Source organism: Ruthenibacterium sp. (assembly GCF_017421385.1).
In the GTDB taxonomy this organism is placed as follows: domain Bacteria; phylum Bacillota; class Clostridia; order Oscillospirales; family Ruminococcaceae; genus Ruthenibacterium; species Ruthenibacterium lactatiformans.
This window is the reverse complement of record NZ_JAFOIN010000024.1, coordinates 1-22929: the sequence shown is the minus strand read 5'-3', so window position 1 is coordinate 22929 and position 22929 is coordinate 1. Positions and strand designations below refer to the sequence as shown.

Below are 22929 nucleotides of genomic sequence, written 5' to 3'. Positions count from 1 at the left end.
GCCTTACGCCCCCTCGATGCGTTCGATGAGCGCGATGGCCTCTTTGTCCTTTTCAAAGGACCACCGGGGCTGTTCCCGCCCGGCCAGCACGCCGAAAAAGTTCGTTATTTCATCTACATAAGCGTTCTCCACAATATTGTCGCTGTACCGCGCATCATGCTCGAAGCTGCCGTAGGTGTCCACAAATTCCTTCTCCCTGGTTTCGGCGTTGTAGCTGTACAGCGCCCTGGGGTTGCCCTCCCAGAACAGGTGCAGCCCTTCGCCGAATATCTCAAAGTTCCGCACGGCTTTGGGGCTGACGACATCCGCCGCCAAAAGGCCCTTGGTCCCGTTCTCGTGGCGCAGCGTGACGAAATAGCTGTCCGGATAATCGATTTCCAGACCGCTGAGCTTGTCCTTTTCCGCATAGACGTGCTTCACCGGACCGAAAGCGTCCAGCAGCCAGGGCAGATCGATGCCGAAGATCTCCCGCACGCCCCCCGTGCGCCTGTCGCCCACAAAAAAGTTTTTATAATTTTCCCATGGGTGCCAGTCCGGCAGATACTGCCCGATGTGGTAGATGTAATTGACGGGCTTTGCAAACGCCGCCACCCGGCGCTTGATGTACTGCGTTTCGGCGCGGTAGAGCATGGTGCTGCTCAAAAACAGCGGCAGGCCCTTCTGCGCGGCTTTTGCAATGAGCGCGTCGTAGCCGTCGTCCACCAGGTTCAGCTCGGTGAATACAGGCAGGCCCGCGTCCAGCAGCTCGCCGATGATGCCCGCGTGGGTAAGGGGCGCGGTACACACGAACGCCGCGTCAAAGTGCCGCGCTGCCACCGCCGCCGCGATGCTCTCATACGGCTCGATGCCCAAAGCCCGCGCTTCTTCCCTGCGCGCGGGGGCGAAATCCACGCCCGCCAGCGCCGCCGACGGCTCCACGCCCCGGATGAGGCGCGCACGGCGTTTGCCCATGCTGCCCAGACCTACGACCAAAAGTTCCATATCATTTCCTCCCCGTGCCGCGCAGTGCACAGCCCTCTTTTCAATATCGGTGTATCGCTTCCGGGAGCAAACCCCGCATGGACCCTTTTACCGGCCCGCCGCCTCGGGGCGTTCCGTTTATGCCCCCGCCGTCCATGCGGGAAAACAGGCCCAAACGCACAGTCCCAGCACCACGGCCAGCGTCCCGGCGAAAACGAGGATGCGCCGCGGGCGCTTTCGCCGCGCGAAAACCAGCAGCACAAGCTGCACCAGCAGCACCGCCGCAAACAGAGGCAACGCCGTGCGCACCACGCGCAGGGCTGTATCCAGCGCGCCGTCCCAGTAATCGGGCACCAAGGTGTTCAGCTGTCCCAGCGCCGTCAGCGCCGTTTTCCACATCTCGCGGAAGGAATCCGCCAATCCGCTCATCGGCTGCCCTCCTTTTCCCACCCCGGCACGGGGCCGTCGTAAAACAGCTTGGGCTTTCCAAGCGACGGGCTCTGCACGAACGCCTCCAGCCGCCGCACGATGCGCCCGCTGGTGTCGCCGCCGTTGTAAGGGCTTTTCGCTTGCCGGGCCTGCGCGGCAAAGGCGGGCGAAAGCGCCTTTTGCAGCGCCGCATACACAGACGCCTCGTCCGCCGCGCAGCAGATGATATTGGCGCTGAGCAGCCGCCCCTTCTGCCTGTCGCCCACGTTGACGCAGGGCACGCCCAGCGAGGGCGTTTCCACTACGCCGGAGGACGAGTTGCCCGCCACCACGGCGCAGTATTTCATGGCCGAAAGGTACCGCAGCACGCCCATGCTGGTAAAGGCGACATACTGTCCGGGGCGCGCCGCGCACACCGCGTCGATCCGCGCGTTGATGTCGGCGCCGCCCGCATCCGCGTTGGCTTTGGTAAAGACGGCGGCCAGCCCGCAGCGCTCCAGCGCGGCGCACAATGCGTCGAACTGCGCCGCCGGGGACGCGCCGCCCGCTGTTTCGGGGTGGTAGGTCACCAGCGCATACGGGCGCTCCAGCCCGAAGCCGATGCTTTCGGCCAGCGCCGCGCGGGACAAAAGCGGCAGGCTGCGCAGGTTCTCGTCCCCCAGGCCGCCCACATTCTCCACCGCGGCCGGGTCCTCTCCCATGCGGATGAGCCTCCGGGCGTAAACTTCACAGGACGGAAAGTGCAGGGACGCCATCTTCGTCAGGCAGTGGCGGAACCAGTCGTCCGCCGCGCCCGCCGTCACGTCACCGCCGCTGATGTGCGCCAGCGGGATCTCCAGCAGCGCGGCCGCCGCGCCCGCGGCAAATATCTCATACCGGTCCCCCAGCACAAGCACCGCGTCGGGACGGTTTTGGCTGAAATAATCGGTAAAGCGCTCCATCGTATAGCTGACGGTGCGCGCAGTAGCCAGCGGAGAGCCGGTGCCGAACTTCAGGATGGGGATGCGCGCCGCGATGGGCATGCCGTCGGCTTCGATCTCGCTGACGGTGTTGCCGAACTCCGGCGCAAGATGCGCGCCCGTCACCACAAGGCGCGGCTCGATGACGGCGCTTTGCAGCAGCTTTTGCAGCACAGGCCGAAGAAGGCCGTATTCGGCGCGCGTGCCGGTGACGACGCACAGGCTTTTTTTCGTCATCTGAATCCCTCCCGGTTTATGAAATAAAAGCTTCCGCGCCTCGTCGGCGGAGCCTTCTCTTTTCGCTCACAGCTCGATCTTCTCGTCCTCGCTGAACGCGCGTTTAGCCGTTTGGCCCAGAACCTCGTGCCAGCGCATGGGCGAAACGCCGTCTCCCGGACGCTTGGTGGTGAGGTTTTCCTCCGTGAACGCCTCGCCCGCGGCAATGGCGCGCCGGGCCACGATGCTCTTGCGGGCAATGGCCTTGTTTTTCGCCTCGCTGGACGTCACATGCTTGCGGCCGTCGCCCAAAGCCTGCTCCGTATTGCGCACCGCGCGCACCATGGCCGCAAGCTCCGCCGGGTCCAGGCTGGCTTTGTGGTCCGGCCCTTCCAGCGTTTTGTCCAGGGTAAAGTGCTTTTCAATGACGCACGCGCCAAGCGCCACGGCCGCGATGTCGGCCTCCCAGCCCAGCGTGTGGTCGGAATACCCCACCGCGCAGCCGAAATGGGACGCCAGGTCCTGCATGGCGCGCAGGTTCGCGTCCGCGAATGGCGTGGGATATTCGGTATTGCAGTGCAGCAGCGTAATATCCTCCACGCCGCCGTCCTCCAGCACGGACATCGCGTCCTCAATTTCCGCCAGCGTGCTCATGCCTGTGGAGAGGATGACCGGTTTTTTCAGCGCGGCGATCCGTTCCAGATAGGGCAGGTTCGTGATCTCTCCGGAAGGGATCTTGTATACGGGCAGCTCCAGCGACGCCAGGAAATCGATGCTGTCCAGATCAAAGGGCGTGGAGAGGTATTCGATGCCGATCTCCTCGCAGTAAGCTTTCAGCTCCCGGTGGCCGTCAAAGCCGAAGTGGATGCGGCGCACCATCTCCAGCTGGCTTTCGCCGGCGCCCGTCTGCGCCTTCTGGTATTCGGCCTTTTCGGCAAATTTGCTCACGACCAGCTCCGGCACCGCCGTCTGGTATTTTACGATATCCGCCCCTGCAGTTTTTGCCGCAAGGGCCATTTTTTTTGCGCGCGCAAGGCTGCCGTTGTGGTTCACGCCCGCCTCCGCGATGATGAGCACTGACATATAATTTCCCCCTGTCCGCCCGGTTCCCGCCGGGCCGCTGCGTTTTTCCGGGCCTTGCCCGGCGCGGCTGCCTGTGTTATGCCGCGGCGGCCTACTGCATCTCCAAACGGCGGCGCATGTTGTCCAGCTCCTCCAGCTGGCCCATATCCATCCAGCTGTTCTCGCTCACGGGATACACGCCCACGCGCCCGCCCGCGGCGCGCACATCCGCGATGATATCTGTAAAAGGGATCGGCTCGTTGTACGCAAGGCCGTCGATGACCGACGGCTCCACCACATACACACCCGTGTTCGTGAGGAAATTCATCTCCGGCTTTTCAGTGATGCCGCTGATGTCGCCGTCGCCGCCCAGCTCCACCACGCCGTACGGGATGGTGAAATGCTTCACCGCGCACACCATGGTGATGACGTTGCCCTTTTCCTTATGATACTGGTAGATATCCCCGAAGTCCGCGTCGATGAGGATGTCGCAATTCGTCAGAAAAAACGTCTGCGTAACTTTTCCCTTCAGCAGGCTCAGGCCGCCCCCGGTGCCCAGAGGCGTGTCCTCGTCCACATAATCCACGGTGTAATCCTTTTGCAGATCGTTGAAATAGCTCTTGATCATGCTCTTTTTGTAGTTTACGATCATCGTAAACGCGCTGCAGCCCACATCCGCAAAGCGGTGGATGATATGCTCCACAATGGGCATTTCCCCAATGGGGATCAGGGGCTTGGGCAGTATTTTGGTGTAGGGATACAGACGCGTGCCCAAACCGCCCGCCATGATGACCACGGGCGCGCATGCTTTTTTATGTGTGTCGATGTCCAGCCCTCCCGCGAACACCACGTCCTGCACCCTGCCCCGCTTGTCCAGCAGCGGCAGCGCGCCGATGCCGTGTTCCAGCAGCGCGGTCTTGGCCCGCGCCCGCGCCTCCATGGGCAGCGCGTATGGGCTGTAATTCGCCGCCTCCCGCACCGGCCCTTCCAGCGGCAGGCTCTTCAGGATGTAGCGGCGGATATCGCCGTCCGTAACAACGGCGCGCAGCACGCCCTCCGGCGCGACGAACAGCACGCCCAGGCCCGTTTCGTCCAGCTTGCGCATTGCATCCAGCACCGAAATGTCCTCGGTGATGAAAAGGTCGTCCACGCGCATCTTTTTTCCCCCTTCCGCCATGCTTTTACAGCGCCAGCAGCGCGTCCACCACGCGCTGAGCATCCTCCCGCGTCAGGTTCGTGGAGCACGGCAGGTTGACGATCTTCGCGCGGAAATCCTCGGCCATTGCAAGGCCGTAGGTCTCGTTGCGGCCGTAGTCCGCCTGCTCGTGGATGAGCGCCCACACCGGGCGCGTTTGGATGTTCTGCGCCTTGAGCGCGGCGATAACGCCGTCCCGCGTGTGCCGCGCGTCCTCCAGATACAGGCTGTAAAACCACTTGTTGGAGCGCACGCCGTCCCGGAAAGGCAGAATGCGGTATCCGTTTTTTCCGTCCAGCCGCTCTTTATAAAAATCGTACATTTCGTTTTTGTGGGCAATAAAGCCTTCCAGCTGCTCCAGCTGTGCCAGGCCCAGCGCAGCCTGCAGGTTCGTCAGGCGGTAATTGTAACCTACCTCGTCATGCACGAATTGCAGCTCGTCCGCTTTCGCCTGGGTGGAAAGATGCTTCGCCCGCTCCAGCCAGTCCGCGTGGTTGGACACCACCATGCCGCCCGCGCCCGTGGTGATGATCTTATTGCCGTTGAAGCTGTACACGCCGATGTCGCCGATGGTGCCGGCCATTTTGCCCCTGTACGGTCCCTCGGTGTAATAAGTGCCCAGCGCCTCGGTGGAATCCTCAATGAGGACCAGGCCGTACTTCCGGCACAGCTCCACCAGCCCGGGCATATTGGCCATATTGCCGAACACATGCACCGCCAGAAGCGCTTTCACGTGCGCGCCCGTGTGCCTGTTCACGCATTTGCCGTCCCGCTGTTCGGTGTTGGCGGCAAGCCACTCCCCGGCCAGCGCCGGGCACAGGCACAGGCTCTCGCCGCAGCCGATGAACACGGGCTCCGCGCCCGCGTAGCGGATGGGATTCACTGCGGCAATAAACGTGAGCGCGGGCGCGAGCACCTCATCGCCGCGGCCCACGCCCGCCATGAGCATGGCCAGATGCAGGCCTGAGGTACCACTGTTGCAGGCCACGGCCCGGGGCATGTGGGTGTATTCGGCGATCTTTTCCTCAAACTCGGACACCTTGCTGCCACCCGTGGACACCCACTCGCTGATAACGGCTTCGTTTACATACTGCTTTTCGTTGCCGGAAAAATTCGGTACGGACAGCGGGATAAATTGCTGGCTCATATACTTCGCTTCTTTCCTTTGTAAAAATAGCGGGCGGGACGGGCGGCTGCTGCGCCGCCCGCGCGCACGCGGTATCGTTTGCCGCGGCCGCCTCAGGTTTTGCCGCCCGCGCGCCTTGCGCCCAGCGCAGCCGCGGCCAGCGCCAGATATTTCAGCACGGAGGCCGTCAGCAGCGGTACGACGACTAGGCACAGCAGCCAGGGACGCGTGGGCAGGAACCATTCGAAAAAGCCGCGCGGTTCATTGATGATGACGCTCTTCAGCCGGAATTGCATGCCGCTGTAAATGCCGGGGTCCAGCCGTAAACCATACAGCGCACCCCGCGGCAGCGTAAAAGTATATACCCCGTCTTCGGCTTCCTTATGCGCCCACACCCGGTAGGTCGCGTCGTATTCCTCCATGTCCGCCCGCGGTTTGTAGAACACGCTCAGCTCGCCGGGGTCCATATTCAAAAACGTCACCCGAACCGTAACGCGTCGCACATAAGCGGGCACGCCCGTGGGCGATACGGCGGCAAGGTCCAGCTCCATGCGCGGGTCCACACTGGTAGAGGTGTATAAATCGCCCTCCTGTTCCAGGTCCGTCAGAGCAAATACGTCTTCCTGCGCGCCGGAAATCTCCGTCTGCGCCACGTTGCCCCGGGCACGCTGGTATGCGTCCTCGGCAAACCCGTACAGAGACGCCAGTATGCTGCCTGCCAGAAACACCGCATAGCAAAGCGCCACCAGCCGCCTGTCGTTTTTCCAGATGCTGTTCCAAAAAGCCTTCACACGCTTCACGACGCCGCCTCCTCTCCGTTCAGCGGCACAAAGTGCATATCCGCCCCCGCGCCCTCTACGCGGTACAGCGTGGCGCCGCTTTTCAGGCCGTCGGCAAACAGCGCGCCGTAATTTTCCGCAAAGGCCGCGTCCCATTCATCCATATAGATGGCCGTGCATCCGCTGGCCTCAAGGTAATCGCACCAGACCGCGGGTGTAAACGGCTGGCTGGTGAAGTAGTCCACCTGTTCTTCCGTAAAGAACCCCGGCATCGCGTCGGCCCGGCGCACGATGTCCGGGCTGAATTCCTCCCCTGCGCCGAAGCTGTAATCTACGGCCACATCGGGATAAAATTCATAATAAAGCTGGAACCAGCCCACGCCCTGCTGCGTCATGGACACGATGAACACTTTGTCGTCCCGCGTCAGGTAGTGCTTCGCGGCCTCAACCTGTTCCACCTGCAAACGGCGGCCCGCGTAATGGCTGTCCGGGTAATCCAGAACCGTAAGCTGGGGCTGCAAATATGCATCCGCACGCCAAATGCAGCCTCCGCACAGCGCCAGCAGGAACAGCGTGCCAAGACTACCGGGCTTTGCATTTTTCAGCGAAGCGCACAGCATCGTTACGGCAAACACCAGCCAGCCCGCATAATAGGGATAAATATAGCGGTTGTAATCGCCCAGCCCATAGGCCAGCTCTTCCTTGAACACATACACATAGGTGAAACCCGTGAAGATATAGAACGCCGCAAAGCCCAGCGTGCTCCACAGCGCCGTCCAGGCCGTGCGCACGCGCATGCGCTTGTCGCCCAGCAGGAATGCCGCCAGCAGAATGCTCAAAATCAGCAGCACGGTGATGAAGCCCGAGCCGTTGAAAATACGCCCCAGCGTGCTGTCCGGCGCGCCAACGCTGAACATCGTGAGCCGTGTGTTGAAAAACGCGCTTTTCATCAGCTCCATGATATCGGTAAATTTCTGGGTGCGGCCGATGCCCAGCAGCTCGGCAATGCCCGTCGTCACCATCTGTACCATGCCCATATCGGCCGAGCCGCCGATGTCGAACCGGTTGGAGCCCAGCACAACGCTCATGTGCGCGGCCCAGCCGAAGAACGCGGCCAGCGGGGCGCCCACAAGCGAGGCGCACCAGCACAGCTTTCCGCCAAGGCCCTTCAGCCGGAAGAACGGCACGTCCTCCTTCTGGACGAACAGCAGGTCAAAGCAGATGATGGCGGCCGCAATAAGGCACAGCGCGAAGCCCATGTCCTTGGAAAGGCAGGACGCCGTAACGGCCAGCACCGCGCCCGTCATCAGTATGGGTGTTTTTTTTCGCGGCGCAAAATACAGCACCAGCCCCGCGCCGAACAGCAGGCCCATGGGAATGTCGGAATAGGCGTTCATATACGTCGTCTGCACATAGATGCCGCGCTGATACACGGAAACCATGTATGGCACCAGCGTAAGCACCGCGGCGGCGGGTACGGCAATGTGCCAGTGCCTGCGGCCCAGCATGGAAATGGCGGCCGCGAATACTGCAAAAAACAAAATGTCGTACGCCGCGTACACTTTCCAGGGCACAAATACGCTGCCCAGGAACTGGAACGCATAATCCAGCATGATGATGCCCGGCACAAAGGTGCTCACGCGCATCTCGCCCGGGTTATAGGTATACAGCTGATTCTCGGTCTTGACGACCTTGGGCGCGATGCCCCAGAAGCTGAACTCGTCCCACTCGTTAAAAATAGGCCGGCGCACGGCAAACAGCACGATAACGGCCAGCGACGCCAGCAGGAAATATACCATGGCGGGCGAAAAAAACTCCCGCCAGCGGATGTCCTTGTGCTTGCGCCACAGCCAGACGCACGCGGCCGCCGCCGCGCCAAACCAGACAATGCCCGCAGGCACCAGCATATGCACGCTGCCCAGCGTGCTGTACCAGACCATCGTGCCGCACAAAACAAACAGCGGCGTAAGGCCCGCGGCCAGACGCATTTTTGTGTTGAGGAACAGGCACAGCGCCGTGAGCGCCGCGAAGGTAACGGTCATTTCAACAAAAGCGATCAAACGCAGGGTCCTCCTTTAAAGCGATACGGAGCCGCCGCACAGCGTCACGGCCCGATGTAATACGCCTGGAACAGCAGCAGCGCGCTGACGAGCGCGAAGCAAAAACCGTAATGCAGCACACGCCACGCGGGCGGCGTTTTCTGCGGCAGGCCCGGGCGCAGGTTCTGCAGGGCCATCGTGCGGCCCATCAGCATGGATGCCAGCGCGAACAGCGCAAACAGCGCCCCCAGCAGATAGCGCGTCTGCACGCCGTTGATCTCCGGCAGGCTGACGGGCGTGCTGGTGAGGTACATGCCCGTATAGGTGAAGCCGTACATCAGCACGGCCGTCGCCAGAAACACCCAGGCGGTGCGCAGCTTTTCCCGCGCGCCCTCCAGCGCCGATACGCCCGATGCAAACAGCAGAAAAAGCGGCGCAAAGTAGCTGACAAACGGCACCGTCATGTCCATCCATCCAAAATTCCCAATGGTAAAGAGGTTTGCCTTGTCACGGTAGACGGAATAGAGCAGGACCGCCAGGTAGCGCGGCAGATTGGAAAAAACGAACGCGAGCTGCCGGCCCGGGTCAACGCCGGTGTCCGCATAAGGCACACGGCCATAATTGCTGGCCAGCGCCGTATATCCTGTCAGCAGCGCATATATGATAACGCCCGCGGCCAGGCATACCGCCAGCACGCCCCAGCGCTGCGCGGCGGCCGAAAGCGCCTTTTTTCCCTTGCGGGGCTTCTGCTCGAACGGCAGCAGCAGCAACAGCGGCAGCAGCGCCAGCGTGGTGTATTTTGCGTGGAACGTCAAGCCAAAGCAGAGCGCCAGCACCGCAAGCCTCTTTTTCGTCACAACGTCCGAAAGGCACAGCGCGATAAATATCCATGTCAGGCCCATGAACAGCCCGTCCGAGCTGCACGAGCCGGCCATAAACAGCGACACCGGAGAAATGGCCAGCGCGATCAGCACGGCCGAAAAGCGCCGGATGACCGCAGCCGCGTAACCGCACAATACGGCATAGCACAGCAGGTTCGCCGCGCGCGCCAAATACATACAGGCCAGCGCGTCCGCGCCGAACAGCCGTCCCACGGCCACGCCCAGCGCCTGGGGGAAGTACGGCACCAGCTGCTGCACCGGGGTGAACGCGCCCGGCGCAACCGCCCCCGCAGCTTTGTCCGCGCTGTACCGTGCAAAGGCGTCCGCGATGGTCGGGTCGTCCGGGGCCAGTTTTTCACCGCTGACGCCGTTGATATACGCCCCGGGGAAATCCCGCACCAGCAGATTCACATCGTTTGGGAACTGCTGTTTTTCATCGAACAGGAACTGTCCGCTGCCCACGGCATAAGCCCGCAGGAAATGCATCGTCTCGTCCGGAGCCTGCATGGGCGGGTTGGCAAACACGAAACAGAGCCCGGCCAGAAAAACCAGCACAGCGGTTTTCAGAGCCAGGTTCTGTTTGAGGAAATGCGCGGCCAGAAACACCAGAAGATACACGGCGGAAAAGCCGCCGCAGATGATGAGTGTCGTCGCTGCGGCAAAGCCGGGCATGCCCGCGCCCAACGAGTACGCCACACGCCAGTAATATACCAGCCCCACGCCGCACAGCAGCACAAAGAAATATCCGCAAAGCCAGCGGATGCCGGGCTTTGTCCAAAGCCGTTTGCATTTTTTTGTAAGTTCCGCCATAAATACTCCATTCGCCGCCCGCACGTTGTGTCCTGCAGGCGGCAGATTTGTAATATTTTGTCGATATATTACAAATTGTATGCATCCACTTTATAGCCGTCCATATTTCCGCGCAGCCATTCGATGGTCTGGGCAAGGCCCTGTTCAAAGGTGTAGGCCGGCTGCCAGCCCGTCAGGGCGCGCAGCTTGGAGGCGTCGCCCAAAAGGCGTTCCACCTCGCTTTTGCCGGGGCGCAGGCGCTCAGCCTCACACACCACCCTGGCTTCGGGATTGATCTGCCGGATCAGTTCATCCGCCAGATCGCCGATCGATATCTCGCGGCCAGTGGCGATGTTGATCTCCTGTCCGACGGCGGCGTCGCAATCTGCAATGGCCATGAAGCCGGCGGCCGTATCCTTGACGTAATTGAAATCCCGCGTGGGCGCCAGGCTGCCTAAACGGATCTCCGTGCGGCCCGCCAGAAGCTGGGTGATGATGGTGGGGATAACGGCACGGGCCGACTGGCGCGGGCCGTAAGTGTTGAACGGCCGCACGATGGAAAGCGGCACGTCAAAGCTGCGGTAGAAGCTCTCGGCCAACCGGTCCGCGCCGATCTTGGTGGCAGAGTACGGGCTCTGCCCCTGATACGGGTGCTTTTCGTCGATGGGCACATACTGGGCCGTGCCGTACACCTCACTGGTGGAAGTCACCATCAGGCGCTGGGTGCCCAGGTCCCGTGCTGCCTGCAGGACATTCAGCGTCCCTTTGATGTTGGTGTCCACATAGCTGTCCGGGGAGTGGTAGCTGAACGGGATGGCAATGAGCGCGGCCAGATGGAACACGCGCTCCTGTCCCTGCATGGCGGTGCGCACGCCGTTGGGGTCCCGGATATCGCCCATGAAGATCTCGATCTCACTGCGGATCTCGGGCGCGAGGGAATCGATCCATCCACAGGAATTAAACGAATTATAATAGCAGAAGGCTTTCACTTTTTCGCCTTTTTTCACCAGTTCTTCCGTGAGGTGGCTGCCGATAAAGCCGTCTGCACCGGTCACCATAACAGTATGCGCCATATGGAAAACTCCTTTTCTGCCGGGCTGCGCCGCAAATTCCGGTCTGGTGCGCGCCGCCCGTTTTTTGCTTACGGGTATAGTATATCACGGTATCCGTGTATAAAAGCAGCAGCGCCCGGCCGGGGCCCGCGAAGCTTTCAGCCGCGCGGCGGGGCAGCGGCGGGGCGGACAGCGTTGCCTTCCCGACGGAAGGCAGCGCGGATAGCGCAGCCGATGCGCTGCCGCGTGCCCGAAAACCGCTGTTTCTTTTGCACACCGATACTAGTTAAGTATAATATAAAATGGGCTAAATAGCAATAAAAGGAGGCTTTTTTGTCGGCCGGGCATAAGCGCCGCCGTGCCTTCCGCCTTGCCCCGCGCAGCCGGCAGGCCCCTTCCTTTACAAAACGCCTGTCCCCCTTTATAATGTAACAAGGATTCCCGCGCGCCGGGCCGCGCTCTGCGGCGCGGTCCATACTCTGTCGATATAGGATGTGCGCTATGACATTCAACTCCGTTTCGTTCTTTGCATTCTTCCCGCTGGCGGTGCTTGTATGCTGGCTTGTCCCCAGGCGCTGGCAGAACGCCGCGCTGCTGGCCGTCAGCTATGCGTTTTATTGCTTCAATACCCCTGCATGGCTGCCCGTGCTGGTTCTGGATTCCCTGGCCACGTGGGCGCTGGTGCGCCGCATGGACGCCGCCGAGGGTCTCTCCCGCAAACGGCGGCTCTGGGCCGCGCTGGGCGTAAACCTCGGCCTTCTGGTGCTGCTGAAAGGCGCCTCTCTGCTGCTCCACGGCGCGGCCGTCAGCGCAGGGCTTTGGCAGGCATTGTCCCGTCTGGGCCTCGCCAGTGAAGCGGGCGGCAGCGCTTTTTCCGTCATCCTGCCGCTGGGCATCAGCTTTTTCACGGTGCAGTCCGTTGGCTACGCCGTGGATGTATACCGCAAAAAATACGCGGCCGAGCCGAGCGCCTGTAATTTCGCGCTGTTCGTAAGCTTTTTCCCGCTCATCTCCAGCGGCCCCATCATGCGCGGGGACAAACTGCTGCCGCAGCTGCGCGCGCCCCGCGCCCTGCGTACGGACCGCGCGGCCCACGCGCTGGTCACCTTTGCGCTGGGGCTGTTCTCCAAGGTGGCCGTGGCCGACCTTCTGGCGGTGTTTGCCAACGCTGTTTACGGCGACGTAACGGCGTATACAGGCCTGACGCTCACCTTCGGCGCGCTGTGCTACGGGCTGCAGCTGTATTTTGATTTTTCCGGCTACTCGCTCATGGCGCTGGGCGCTGCCGAGCTGCTGGGCCTTCAGCTGACGACGAACTTCGACACGCCCTATTTTTCGCGTTCCATCCGGGAGTTCTGGGGCCGGTGGCATATCTCGTTTTCCTCCTGGCTCAAAGACTATGTTTACATCCCTCTGGGCGGAAACCGCAAGGGCAAGGCGCGCAAGTATCTGAACCTGCTGCTCACATTCCTCGTCAGCGGCGTCTGGCACGGCGTGGGGCTGACATATCTCATCTGGGGCGCGCTGCACGGCGTCTACCAGATCGCGGGGGACGCGACGGACAGGCTGCGCGGACGCGTTTACGCAGCGCTGCATGTCAGCCGCACCGGCCGCCTTGCCTGTGCGTGGCAGTGCCTGTGCACCTTTGCGCTGGTAAACGCCGCTTGGGTATTTTTCCGCGCCGCTTCGGTACACGACGCGCTGTATGTGCTGACGGCCCAGTTTCGGAACGTTTCACTGACAGGCCTGCTGGCGGACATCCGCGCCATAGCGGCCTCCTTCAATGCAAAATCTCTTTTGAGCGCTGCATTCCTGGCGTTCGTGCTTTTGGCACTGGCGGGAGGCGTGCTGCTGGACTGTGCCCGCCGCTTCAAAGCGCCGGGCGGGGATCTTTCCGCACGGATGCTGAGCCTGCCGCTTATTTTCCGCTGGCTGCTGTACTACGCGCTGGCCGCGTTCATTTTCGCGGGCTTTTTGATGAACAACGGATACTTCGCCACGGCGGCGAATTTCCTGTACAACAATTTTTAAGGAGGCGCGCCGCATGAAAAAAATTTTGCCCCGCCTGGCGCTGCTTGCCGCGCCGTTCCTGGTTTATTTTGCCCTGTTTTTCGCCTTTGAGCCCTATGATTATTTTGGTGTCAAAGGCGGTGCTTCCAGCGAAGACTCCGTCATCACGCGCGTGCGGGCTTATCTGTCCGCGCCCGAGGACGCCATCATCCTGGGCGACTCACGCATGGCCCATTTCGACATGAATGCCGTGGCCGAGGCCTCCGGCCGCGGCTGGAGCAACCTCGCCTTCGGCGGTGCTTCGCTGAACGAGAGCATCGACCTGTTCTACCTCGCCGCCGAAAACAACCCCAGCCTGAACACCTGCTATTTCGGCGTCAGCTTTTACACCCTGCGTGCCGGCGATTCCCGCAACCGCATGGAGGCCATCGGCACCGTGGTGAAAAACCCCGTTGCCTATATGCTCAATTTCGATTACAACGCCGATATGCTGGGTGAGCTTCTGCTGCGCCTGCAGGGCGTGCAGACGGGCGCGACCCGGGACGCAGGCGCTTGGGAGGCGATCGATTCTGTGGACGAGGACGGCAACGCGCTGCCCGTACGCCGCAACCTGATCGCCTATGCCGCCACGCTGTACCAAAACTGCGCAAAGCCGGGCACACTGCCCGCGATTGAAACAGAGCCTTATATCGACGCCTGGGGCGCAGCGCGGGAGCGCTGCACCAATCCCCGCGCTTTGCTGGACGCGATGCTGGCCGCAACGCCCGCCGACAGCTCCTATTCCCTGAACTGGGAAAACCTGCGGCGTCTGGAGGAGCTGGCGGCTTATTGTGCGGAAAACGGCATTGAACTGACCTTTGTACTGCCCCCCATCGACGATGCGCTGCGGCAGTATCTCGTTGCGCCGCTGGGCCTGGACGAGCCCATGCGCACCATACGGCAGGCGCTTGCGGACACCGGCGCGGCCGTGCGGGATTTTGAGGTAGAGCCGGAAGCCGTTTACGCGGAGGAGCAATACTACGACGGGTTCCACCTGGATGTGGAACGGGGCCTGCCCGAATTTACACGTGCGCTGTTCGGCGCAAAGGAGGCGTAAGCCATGGCACTGGATTTTCTGATTCTGTATGAGCATGTGGTGCGGGAGTACGAGAGCATCCTGCTTTTGAAGGCGGAGCTGGCCCGGCGCGGCTATACCGTGGAGCTCCGCCAGCTGCTGGACCGGAAAAAGCTCAAATACTTCACCCTGAAAAAGCCGAAGGTTCTGGTGTCCAGCTGCATGTACGACGACGAGGCCATCAACAGCCATGTGTACAACAACATCGGCGTGTGCAACAAAGTGGTGAACCTGCACTGGGAGCAGATGCTCAGCGACACGCAGGAGGAAGGCGCGTGGTTCAACTTCGGCGGCAACGCCAAAAAATGCGTGCAGACCTGCTGGGGCAAACGCACGCAGCAGCGCCTTGTGGCCCACGGCATGCAGGAAAAAAACTGCCCCGTGACAGGCGCGGTGATGATGGATTTCCTGCGGCCCGAGTTCCGGGGATATTTCAAGGATAAGGCTGCGCTGTGCCGGGAGCACGGATTGGACCCGGACAAAAAACTGATGCTGTACATCTCCAGCTTCGGCTATGCCAGCATGACGGAGCAGGAAGTAAAGGAGCTCTCCGACATGGCGGGCGAGGATTTCACCGGCTTTGCCGGTACCAACCGCACCAGTATGGAACAGACGCTTGCCTGGTTCGACCAATATCTGGCCGGGCATCCCGAAGTGCAGCTCGTCTACCGCCGCCACCCCAGCGAGTGGAACAGCCCCGCGCTGGAGGCGCTGGCCCAAAAGCGGCCCAATTTCCGCGTGATCTTCGCGGACAGCGTGAAGCAATGGATCGTGGCGGCGGACCAGATCTTCATCTGGATGAGCACGGCCATTGCGGAGGTGTACTTCGCGGGCAAAAGCTGCCGCATCCTGCGGCCCGTTCCCATTGAGCACGAGTACGACCCCGTCATTTATAAGGGGGCGGATCACATCACGGATTACGCCGCCTTTGCCGCAGCGGCGGACGCGCCGGACAGCGCGCCCTTCCCCATTGCCAAAGAGGTCATCGAAGGCTACTTTGACAGGAGCGATACGCCCGCCTATGTGCGCATGGCGGACCTGCTGGAGGACGTTTACAAAAACCCTCCGCGGGACCAGCCCTTCAGCCCGCCCTTCCGGCCGCATTTCAATTTGCTCAAGTTCTGCGCGCTCATCGGTGTGCATATGATGTACGCGGTGAAATTCGACCCGGCCCGCCTTGCCGGGGTCGCACCCGGCTTCGCAGATATGGCTTCACGCATTTACGGTTATATCGACAAGGCGCACATTTCCAAAGAGGAGGCGCGCGCCATGGAGGAAAAGATCGCGCGCTTTGTGGGCTGATGCCCCGGCGTCAAAACGGTGCGCGCCGTCCAGCCGGATGGCGGTTCGGCTTCCCCCGCGCGCGCCGCCGCCCGAAGCGCCACGCATTTGGGAAAAGCCGAACTGCCCGGCGCCCCCCCCGCCCGGCAGAGCCCCTCTTTTGTGCGCAAATGCGCCGCTGCGCCTTGTGCGCGGGCGCAAAATGGGGTACAATAAGAGTGTTTACGATGCGCGGCTTTCTTCCGCGCGGTTTCTTGTAAAGGAGAAAAGCTATGAAATATTGTAAAAAATGCACCATGCCCGACACGCGCCCCGGCATTACGTTCGACGAAAACGGCGTGTGCAGCGCGTGCAACCATTACGCCCACCGCAAGGATGTGGACTGGGACGCGCGCTGGAAGGAATTTGAGGCTATGTGCGATAAATACCGCGGCTGCAACGGCCCCGGCGGATATGACTGCGCCGTGGCCGTCTCCGGCGGCAAGGACAGCCATTTCCAGGTGTATATGCTCAAGGAAGTCATGCGCATGAACCCCATCCTGTTCAGCGTAGAGGACAACTTCCCCATGACGGAGGCGGGCAAGCACAACCTGAAAAACATCAGCGAGGAGTTCGGCTGCACCATCATCTCCTGTAAGCCCAATATCAAGGCGCAGAAAACCCTGATGCGCACCTTTTTTGAAAAATACGGCAAGCCCACCTGGTATGTGGACAGGCTCATCTATACTTTCCCGCTGCATATGGCGGCCAAGTTTAACACGCCTTTCCTGTGCTACGGTGAAAACGTCTCGTTTGAATACGGCGGCAACGCCGATGTAGAGACCTATTCCGCCAAGGACCAGATCGAGAACGGCGTTGCCGTCGGGTTCCCCAAGGAGGAGCTGCTGGGCTACGGCGTGAGCGAGAACGACCTCATCCTCACCGAGGCGCCCTCCGCCGAAGAGCTGGCCAGGCTGGATCCGTTCTATATGAGCTATTTCGTGCCCTGGAACAGCTACAAAAATTACCAGATCGCCAAGGAGCACGGCTTCCATGACCTGTCGCATGAGTGGGACCGCACCCATCACGCGGAAAATTTCGATCAGATCGACAGCCGCGCGTATCTGGTACACTCCTGGCTGAAATACCCGAAGTTCGGCCATGCGGCGGCCACGGACTACACGGCCCGCTACATCCGCTACGGTATGATGACACGGGAGGAAGCCATTCCCATCATCAAGGAGCGGGACGGCGCGCTGGACCCGCTGTGCGTGCGTGACTTCTGCGCGTTCTGCGGCTACACCGAAACCGAGTTCTGGGCCATCATGGACAAGTTCTACAACAGGGACCTGTTTGAAAAGGACGAATACGGCCGTTGGATGCTCAAGGAACCCATCTGGAAAGAGAACTGATTTTTTTAAACACAAGGCGCGCCGCAGTCTGTCGGAAAAGCAAAGCTTTTTCGACAAGCTGCGGCGCGTCGTTTTTACAGTGAACAGGAGGCTTGTTATGGAGCTTGTCCCCGCCGCGCTGGAAACGCGCTGCCTTATTTTGCTGCCCGCCGCGCCCGGGCTGGCCCCAGCCGTGCTGGACTATTACCTTCGCAACGCGGCGTTTCTGGCACCGTTCGAGCCCGAGCGGCCCGCGGGCTTTTATACGGCGGAGCATCACGCGCGGGAGCTTGCCGCCGATGTGCAGCGCGCGGCGCAAGGCACGGGCGTGCGCTTTTATCTTGCGCTGAAAGACGTCCCCGGGCGCGTCATCGGCAGCGTTGCGCTGAACAATATCGTGCGCAGAGCGTTCCAGTCGTGCTTTCTGGGCTATAAGCTGGACGGCGCGCTGTGCGGCCGCGGCTATATGACGCAGGCCGTGGAGGCCTGCACGCGCTTCGCCTTCGGCCCTGCCGCGCTGCACCGGGTGGAGACGAATGTGATGCCCCGCAACACAGCTTCCCTGCGGGTGCTGGAAAAATGCGGCTACCGCCCCGAAGGGCTGGCGCGCCGCTACCTGCGCATCAACGGCGTGTGGGAGGACCACATCCATATGGTGCGTCTCAACGAGCCGGGCAAGGGCTGACATCCCGCGTTCAATACAGGCGTACGCGCCAGTCTGCGGGCGTGCCGGGCGCGCGCTCGTACTGGAATTCCGTCAGATCGTCGCGGTCGAACACCGAAAGAAGCTCCCGGAAATCCTCTACCAACGGATAAGCGTCCAGCGCGTCCCGCTCCACCCACACCATCTCGCCCTCCTCCGATGAACGCAGCGTGCCGGAAAAACGGTCTGTTTTGAACAGCAGAACGATATACCGCTCGTCCGCGTCCGTCTGGAACTGCTTGATCCCGCACAGGCGCGGCGCATGCACGGTGAGGCCGGTCTCCTCACGCATCTCCCGCGTCACCGCCTGCACAAAGGATTCGCCCTTTTCCACATGGCCGCCGGGAAGCGTATAGCCTCGCCAGTCGGCTTTCACCCTGTTTTGCAGCAGCAGGCGCGTCCTGTCATGTACCATGCACAGTACGGTGACGACAGCTTTTTCGCTTCTTGCCATCTTACTGTTCCCCCTTCGGGCGGCGGCGCAGCCGGGACACCGCCAGCAGCAGCAGCACCGGGAACGCACACGCGGCCAGCAGCCCCGCTTTCAGCGCGCCGCCCGCCATGCCGGACACCGCGCCTACAACGCCCGGGCCCAGCGCGCATCCCACGTCGCCCGCCAGGGCGAACAACGCAAACATGGCCGTGCCTCCCTCCGGACAGTGTACCATGGAAAGGCTGAATGTGCCCGGCCACAGAATGCCCACCGAAAAGCCGCACAGCGCGCAGCCCGCCAGCGAGAGCAGCGGCCAGGGTACGAACACTGCCGCAGCATAACCGGCCACGCACAAAAGGCAGCTGGCCGCCATACAGCGTTTCAGGCTGATGCGCGCGCCCCATATGCCGTACAGCGTACGGGACAGGCCCATCATCACCGCAAACGCACAGGGGCCCAGCAGGTCGCCCATCGCTTTGGGCACCTTCAGGCCCGTTTCGGCAAACAGGGACGCCCACTGGGACATCCCCTGCTCGGACGCGCCCGCACATACCATCATCAAAAGGAACAGCCAGATCATTTTGCTTTTCAGCAGTGCGCGCAGCGGCGTGTGGTGCTCGTCGCCCGCCAGCGTGCACAGCGGCACCCGCGCGAACAGCACCATGTTGCACAGCGGCAGCACGGCCCACAGCACAGGCAGCAGCGCCCAGCGTCCGGTGCCCGCCAACGCGAAATACAGGGTTGACAGCACCACCACCCCCACATGGCCCCAGCAGTAAAATGCGTGCAGCAGGCTCATCGAGCCGGCCTTGTCTTCGCTGGGCAGCGCCTCCACGATGGGACTGATGAGCACCTCGGTAATGCCGCCGCCCACCGCGCACAGGCAAACCGCACACAGCACGCCCACATATGGGTCCGCTGTCCGGTACGGCAGAACGCCCAGCGCCACAAGCCCGGCCGCGGCAAAGGCGTGGGCGGCAACGATGGCCCGCCGCGTTCCGATGACATTGATCCATTTTGCGGATAAAAGATCCACCAGCATCTGCACGCCGAAATTCACGGTAATGAGCAGGCTGATGCGGCCAATGGAGATGCCCAGAGACGTCTCAAATACGACGAACAGCAGCGGCGTGAGATTGTTCACGACAGCCTGCGTGATGTACCCCAGATAGCTTGCCGCCAGCGTATGTTTATGCGTAAGTTTCATGTACTTTGCCCCCCTGTTGGTTTCCAAAAATACAGTATAGCACATTTTTCGTGCAAATATGATATACTAATAAATATCATAAAAAATAGTGGAATTATTGTAGCATTGTAGCAAGCGATAAGGAGTAAAATAGTGCAAACCCTCATGAAGCTGTGTTTGAATGGCTTTGTGGGCTTCTATGTAATCAGGTTCAATATGCTGTCTGACGCTTTTTTGACGCCCGTGCTTACAAAAAGGACTTATAACGAGATATAGCAGGATATAAGCAGAAACGGCAAAGAGCCTTAATTTACAAGGGCTTCACCGCTCCGCTATAAACATTTATAAGAAGATATAAGACGATTTCCATCTATAAGCCGCAGGCTATTTTGAGGGCCATGCAGGCCGTCCCTGGCCTGCGGCCATTGAGATAAGCTTTTTTGCTCTGCTCCCGCGCGGCGTGAACCTTTTCCGGACAAGGAGGTCCCCATGAGCACTGTACGAAAACTGAACGAGTCTGCTTTGCGCGGCATTTACGACGCATACATGCACGAGGCGTTTCCGCCTGCCGAGCTGAAGCCCCTGGCCGTGATGCTGAGGCTGATGGAGCGCGGGCGTTACCTGTGTTACGGATATTACCGGAACGGGCGGCTGGCCGCCTATGCCTTTTTTTACCGGCACGACAGCCGCGTGCTGCTGCTGGATTATTTTGCCGTAACGCCCGAGCTGCGCGGCCGGGGCGTGGGCAGCGCGTTCCTTGCCGCTCTGGACGCCGTGCTGGGCGGCGTCTGCATCCTGGGCGAAGTGGAGATGCCCGACAGCCATGACGCCGGCCTGAACGCGATGCGCCTGCGCCGCATCGCCTTTTACGAACGGGCGGGCTTCTCCCTGACGGGCGCGGCCTGCCGGCTGTACGGCGTACGTTACGCTATCATCGCCCGCCGTCTGCCGGCCGGGCTCACGGCGGCGGGGCTCCGTGGGCTGCTGCGGGAGGTGTACCGCGGGCTGGTGCCCGCGCCTCTGCGCCCCTTTGTGCTTCATCTGGAATAACGCGCCGCCTTTTTCCGTGCAAAACAGACGCGCGCCGCGGGAGCGTTCAGCTCCGCGCGGCGCGCGTCTGTTCCTTTTTCATTTCTGTTTTGCGGGACAATGTCACGCCGCATGGTCTCTGCAGACGGCGGGCAGGTTTCCCTGCGTGTAATAGCCTGTCGCCGTGCGCGGGCAGCCGGGCGCGGCCAGCCCGCCGGATTCCGTGCAGTATTCTGCCGTCACGACGCTTTCGTCCACGGGGAACTCCAGCACGGGCAAACCCTGCTGGGCGCGCTCCATCACATATTTCCAGGCCGTGGTGGGCGCATGGGTGCCCGACGCCGTGTTCAGCGCAAAGCCGGAATCATAGCCATACCAGGTGGCCGTTACATAATAGGGCGTCATGCCAACGAACCAGTAATCCCGGTTGTCAGAGGAAGTACCCGTCTTACCCACACTGTCCATTTCGCCGCGCACACGGTAGCCCGCAGCCGTTCCGCTGCCCTGCATCACCTGCGCCAGCAGGCGGTTCATCACATATGCGGTGTCCGTTCCCAGAACCTGCTTTGTTTTCAGCTCCGGCGCGGCGATCTCGCGGCCGTAGCCCGTCTGCACGCTGGTATAACAGTGCAACGTGGTGAAAGAGCCCCCGTTGCCCAGCATCATATACGCGCCCGCCAGCTCATAGGGCGAAATACCGTGGGTCTGGGAGCCCAGGATCATGGGGCCGGAGTCGTTGTCCTCCGGCGTCAGACTGGTGACGCCCAGGCTGTTTTTCATAAAGCGGTAGATATTCCCCACGCCTGCCTGCTCGCCCACGCGCACGGCGATGGTGTTGATGCTCTGTGCCAGTGCGTCCACCACGAGAATATCATCCTCGGCATAGGTCTTGCTGAAATTGGCGGGCCAATCCTTCAGCTCGCCTGTTTTTTCATCCTCCAGCTGCCGCACGGGCGCGTCCAGAAGCGGCGTGGACCAGTTGATCTTGTTTTTTTCCAGCGCCAGCGCATACGCGCCGATGGGCTTCATGGTGCTGCCCACCTGGCGGGGCACGGTGCCGCGGTTCAGCCCGCGGCTCACCTCTTTTTCCCCGATGCCGCCCACAATGGCTTTCAGGCTGCCGTCGTAGCCCACGCTCACCATTGCAGCCTGGGGCGTCTCGACGACGTCCTCCCGGATGGGATCGCCGTTTTCATCCCGGGCGATGGTGCCGTCCTCATTGTATTTCGTGGCCTGCGTTGCCACACCCAGCCCGCTGGTGGGGAAAAAGCTGCTGTATCCGCGCTCCAGCGCGTTTTCCATCACCGCCTGCAGGTCCGGGTCCACCGTGGTGTAAATACGCAGGCCGCCGTTGTACAGCAGATTGGTCGTCTCGGCGCTGTCCAGGCCATACTGCTCCGAAAGAGCGGCGGACACATCCGTCAGCACCTTGTCGGTGAAATAGGTCGTGACAGGCGTTTCCGCCACCGGCACATTGCCCGGCGAAAGGCCGATGGGCTCGGCCGAGGCGGCATTGTACTGTTCCTCGGTAATATAGCCCTGCTGCCACATCTCGTACAGAATGTAATTGCGGCGGCTCAAATGCTCTTCTTCATGGGTGCGCGGGTCGTACCGGTAAGGGTTTTTGGTGATGGAGGCGATGGAGGCGCACTGGGCCAGAGATAAGTCCCTGGCGGATTTTCCGAACAGCTTGATGCTTTCGGCCTCCACGCCCGCCGTGTTGTCGGTAAAGCTTATGACGTTGAGGTATGCCTCCAGGATGGTCTCCTTGTCGTACTTTGCGTCCAGACGATAAGCGCGCCAGATCTCCCGCACCTTGCGCATATAGCCCTCCAGGCCGCCGGCCTCGTCGTCCCGCGTCAGGTTCTTGATGAGCTGCTGGTCGATGGTGGAGGCGCCCTGCTTGATGCCGTTGCCGAAATAGGTTCCGGTGAGCGCCTTTTTCATCTCGTTGAGCACCGCGTACGCCGTGCGCGTGAGGGAAACGCCGTGATGCTCGTAAAAATGCTTGTCCTCAATGGCCACAAATGCGTGCTGCATGTCCTCGGGAATCTCCGAGAGCGGCACCCATATCTTCTGCTGCGTGGCCTCCAGCCGGGCATACTCCACCCATTCACCGGTTTCCCTGTCCTGCGCATACAGGATGGTCGCCTCCCGGTGCGGCAGCTGCTCCAGATCCAGCCACAAAAAGTCGTTGCGCGTAGAAGCATACAGATAGCCCCCCACGCTGAGGCACGCGGCCAAAAACAGGCACAGCACGCCCAGCAGCACCCTGCGCAGCACGGGACGCCGCCGCTGTCTTTTGCCGCGGGGCGG

General features: G+C 61.3%; 19 protein-coding genes. 6 read left to right on the top strand and 13 right to left on the bottom strand.

Annotated features, from left to right (window positions below):
- Nucleotides 1-3 precede the first annotated feature (3 nt).
- The 10 genes from IIY41_RS03075 to IIY41_RS03030 form a co-directional block, all read right to left on the bottom strand.
- On the bottom strand, nt 4-981 hold the full coding sequence (locus IIY41_RS03075) for a Gfo/Idh/MocA family protein (protein ID WP_172726175.1): 978 nt from the start codon (nt 979-981) through the stop codon (nt 4-6).
- Between the two features lie 117 nt (nt 982-1098).
- The gene (locus IIY41_RS03070; RefSeq protein ID WP_119981165.1) at nt 1099-1389 is read right to left on the bottom strand and encodes a hypothetical protein; all 291 of its coding nucleotides are present in this window, start codon (nt 1387-1389) and stop codon (nt 1099-1101) included.
- Entirely contained in the window at nt 1386-2585 is a 1200-nt protein-coding gene (gene neuC, locus IIY41_RS03065; RefSeq protein ID WP_117472536.1) for a UDP-N-acetylglucosamine 2-epimerase, read from the bottom strand. Before neuC ends, IIY41_RS03070 begins: the two co-directional genes overlap by 4 nt.
- Nucleotides 2586-2651: 66 nt before the next feature.
- Nucleotides 2652-3647, bottom strand: coding sequence for an N-acetylneuraminate synthase (gene neuB, locus IIY41_RS03060; protein WP_009325008.1), 996 nt, complete (start codon nt 3645-3647; stop codon nt 2652-2654).
- Nucleotides 3648-3738: 91 nt separating this feature from the next.
- Nucleotides 3739-4782, bottom strand: coding sequence for a sugar phosphate nucleotidyltransferase (locus IIY41_RS03055; protein WP_009325010.1), 1044 nt, complete (start codon nt 4780-4782; stop codon nt 3739-3741).
- Between the two features lie 25 nt (nt 4783-4807).
- Nucleotides 4808-5968: a LegC family aminotransferase gene (locus IIY41_RS03050; RefSeq protein WP_009325012.1), complete on the bottom strand. Its 1161-nt coding sequence runs from the start codon at nt 5966-5968 to the stop codon at nt 4808-4810.
- A gap of 92 nt (nt 5969-6060) precedes the next feature.
- Nucleotides 6061-6747 (bottom strand): hypothetical protein, encoded by a 687-nt coding sequence (locus tag IIY41_RS03045; protein WP_050004681.1) that lies wholly within the window; start codon nt 6745-6747, stop codon nt 6061-6063.
- The gene (locus IIY41_RS03040) at nt 6744-8786 is read right to left on the bottom strand and encodes a hypothetical protein (protein WP_050004682.1); all 2043 of its coding nucleotides are present in this window, start codon (nt 8784-8786) and stop codon (nt 6744-6746) included. Before IIY41_RS03040 ends, IIY41_RS03045 begins: the two co-directional genes overlap by 4 nt.
- A gap of 44 nt (nt 8787-8830) precedes the next feature.
- Entirely contained in the window at nt 8831-10456 is a 1626-nt protein-coding gene (locus tag IIY41_RS03035) for a DUF2142 domain-containing protein (protein WP_050004683.1), read from the bottom strand.
- Nucleotides 10457-10524: 68 nt separating this feature from the next.
- Complete coding sequence (locus tag IIY41_RS03030) at nt 10525-11508, bottom strand: NAD-dependent 4,6-dehydratase LegB (RefSeq protein ID WP_009325020.1); 984 nt, start codon at nt 11506-11508, stop codon at nt 10525-10527.
- Nucleotides 11509-11988: 480 nt separating this feature from the next.
- Here IIY41_RS03030 and IIY41_RS03025 point away from each other — a divergent pair, with 480 nt between their 5' ends.
- The 5 genes from IIY41_RS03025 to IIY41_RS03005 all read left to right on the top strand — a co-directional run bounded on the left by IIY41_RS03025 (nt 11989) and on the right by IIY41_RS03005 (nt 17947).
- On the top strand, nt 11989-13518 hold the full coding sequence (locus IIY41_RS03025) for an MBOAT family O-acyltransferase (protein ID WP_009325022.1): 1530 nt from the start codon (nt 11989-11991) through the stop codon (nt 13516-13518).
- Nucleotides 13519-13531: 13 nt separating this feature from the next.
- Nucleotides 13532-14593 (top strand): hypothetical protein, encoded by a 1062-nt coding sequence (locus IIY41_RS03020; protein ID WP_050004686.1) that lies wholly within the window; start codon nt 13532-13534, stop codon nt 14591-14593.
- A gap of 3 nt (nt 14594-14596) precedes the next feature.
- Complete coding sequence (locus IIY41_RS03015) at nt 14597-15913, top strand: surface carbohydrate biosynthesis protein (protein ID WP_050004687.1); 1317 nt, start codon at nt 14597-14599, stop codon at nt 15911-15913.
- Between the two features lie 251 nt (nt 15914-16164).
- A complete protein-coding gene (locus tag IIY41_RS03010) occupies nt 16165-17283 on the top strand; it encodes an N-acetyl sugar amidotransferase (RefSeq protein WP_050004688.1) in 1119 nt (372 codons plus the stop codon).
- Between the two features lie 97 nt (nt 17284-17380).
- The gene (locus IIY41_RS03005) at nt 17381-17947 is read left to right on the top strand and encodes a GNAT family N-acetyltransferase (protein WP_287399630.1); all 567 of its coding nucleotides are present in this window, start codon (nt 17381-17383) and stop codon (nt 17945-17947) included.
- 10 nt (nt 17948-17957) lie between these two features.
- Here the strand turns inward: IIY41_RS03005 and IIY41_RS03000 are convergent, their stop codons facing one another.
- Nucleotides 17958-18419 carry an 8-oxo-dGTP diphosphatase gene (locus IIY41_RS03000; protein ID WP_287399628.1) on the bottom strand — a complete coding sequence of 154 codons (462 nt, stop codon included), beginning with the start codon at nt 18417-18419 and terminating at the stop codon, nt 17958-17960.
- A gap of 1 nt (nt 18420) precedes the next feature.
- On the bottom strand, nt 18421-19605 hold the full coding sequence (locus IIY41_RS02995; protein ID WP_287399627.1) for an MFS transporter: 1185 nt from the start codon (nt 19603-19605) through the stop codon (nt 18421-18423).
- Nucleotides 19606-20073: 468 nt separating this feature from the next.
- Between IIY41_RS02995 and IIY41_RS02990 the strand changes: the two genes are divergently transcribed.
- Nucleotides 20074-20634, top strand: a complete 561-nt coding sequence (locus IIY41_RS02990; protein WP_055081291.1) for a GNAT family N-acetyltransferase — start codon at nt 20074-20076, stop codon at nt 20632-20634.
- 102 nt (nt 20635-20736) lie between these two features.
- Here IIY41_RS02990 and IIY41_RS02985 read toward each other — a convergent pair.
- On the bottom strand, nt 20737-22929 hold a 2193-nt coding region (locus IIY41_RS02985), incomplete at its 5' end, for a transglycosylase domain-containing protein (RefSeq protein WP_287399625.1).

What these genes read in the sequence shown, in the direction of transcription:
- IIY41_RS03075 (WP_172726175.1), bottom strand. Translation starts at nt 981, where the DNA reads ATGGAACTTTTGGTCGTAGGTCTGGGCAGCATGGGCAAACGCCGTGCG.
- IIY41_RS03070 (WP_119981165.1), bottom strand. Translation starts at nt 1,389, where the DNA reads ATGAGCGGATTGGCGGATTCCTTCCGCGAGATGTGGAAAACGGCGCTG.
- neuC (WP_117472536.1), bottom strand. Translation starts at nt 2,585, where the DNA reads ATGACGAAAAAAAGCCTGTGCGTCGTCACCGGCACGCGCGCCGAATAC.
- neuB (WP_009325008.1), bottom strand. Translation starts at nt 3,647, where the DNA reads ATGTCAGTGCTCATCATCGCGGAGGCGGGCGTGAACCACAACGGCAGC.
- IIY41_RS03055 (WP_009325010.1), bottom strand. Translation starts at nt 4,782, where the DNA reads ATGCGCGTGGACGACCTTTTCATCACCGAGGACATTTCGGTGCTGGAT.
- IIY41_RS03050 (WP_009325012.1), bottom strand. Translation starts at nt 5,968, where the DNA reads ATGAGCCAGCAATTTATCCCGCTGTCCGTACCGAATTTTTCCGGCAAC.
- IIY41_RS03035 (WP_050004683.1), bottom strand. Translation starts at nt 10,456, where the DNA reads ATGGCGGAACTTACAAAAAAATGCAAACGGCTTTGGACAAAGCCCGGC.
- IIY41_RS03030 (WP_009325020.1), bottom strand. Translation starts at nt 11,508, where the DNA reads ATGGCGCATACTGTTATGGTGACCGGTGCAGACGGCTTTATCGGCAGC.
- IIY41_RS03025 (WP_009325022.1), top strand. Translation starts at nt 11,989, where the DNA reads ATGACATTCAACTCCGTTTCGTTCTTTGCATTCTTCCCGCTGGCGGTG.
- IIY41_RS03020 (WP_050004686.1), top strand. Translation starts at nt 13,532, where the DNA reads ATGAAAAAAATTTTGCCCCGCCTGGCGCTGCTTGCCGCGCCGTTCCTG.
- IIY41_RS03015 (WP_050004687.1), top strand. Translation starts at nt 14,597, where the DNA reads ATGGCACTGGATTTTCTGATTCTGTATGAGCATGTGGTGCGGGAGTAC.
- IIY41_RS03010 (WP_050004688.1), top strand. Translation starts at nt 16,165, where the DNA reads ATGAAATATTGTAAAAAATGCACCATGCCCGACACGCGCCCCGGCATT.
- IIY41_RS03005 (WP_287399630.1), top strand. Translation starts at nt 17,381, where the DNA reads ATGGAGCTTGTCCCCGCCGCGCTGGAAACGCGCTGCCTTATTTTGCTG.
- IIY41_RS03000 (WP_287399628.1), bottom strand. Translation starts at nt 18,419, where the DNA reads ATGGCAAGAAGCGAAAAAGCTGTCGTCACCGTACTGTGCATGGTACAT.
- IIY41_RS02995 (WP_287399627.1), bottom strand. Translation starts at nt 19,605, where the DNA reads ATGAAACTTACGCATAAACATACGCTGGCGGCAAGCTATCTGGGGTAC.
- IIY41_RS02990 (WP_055081291.1), top strand. Translation starts at nt 20,074, where the DNA reads ATGAGCACTGTACGAAAACTGAACGAGTCTGCTTTGCGCGGCATTTAC.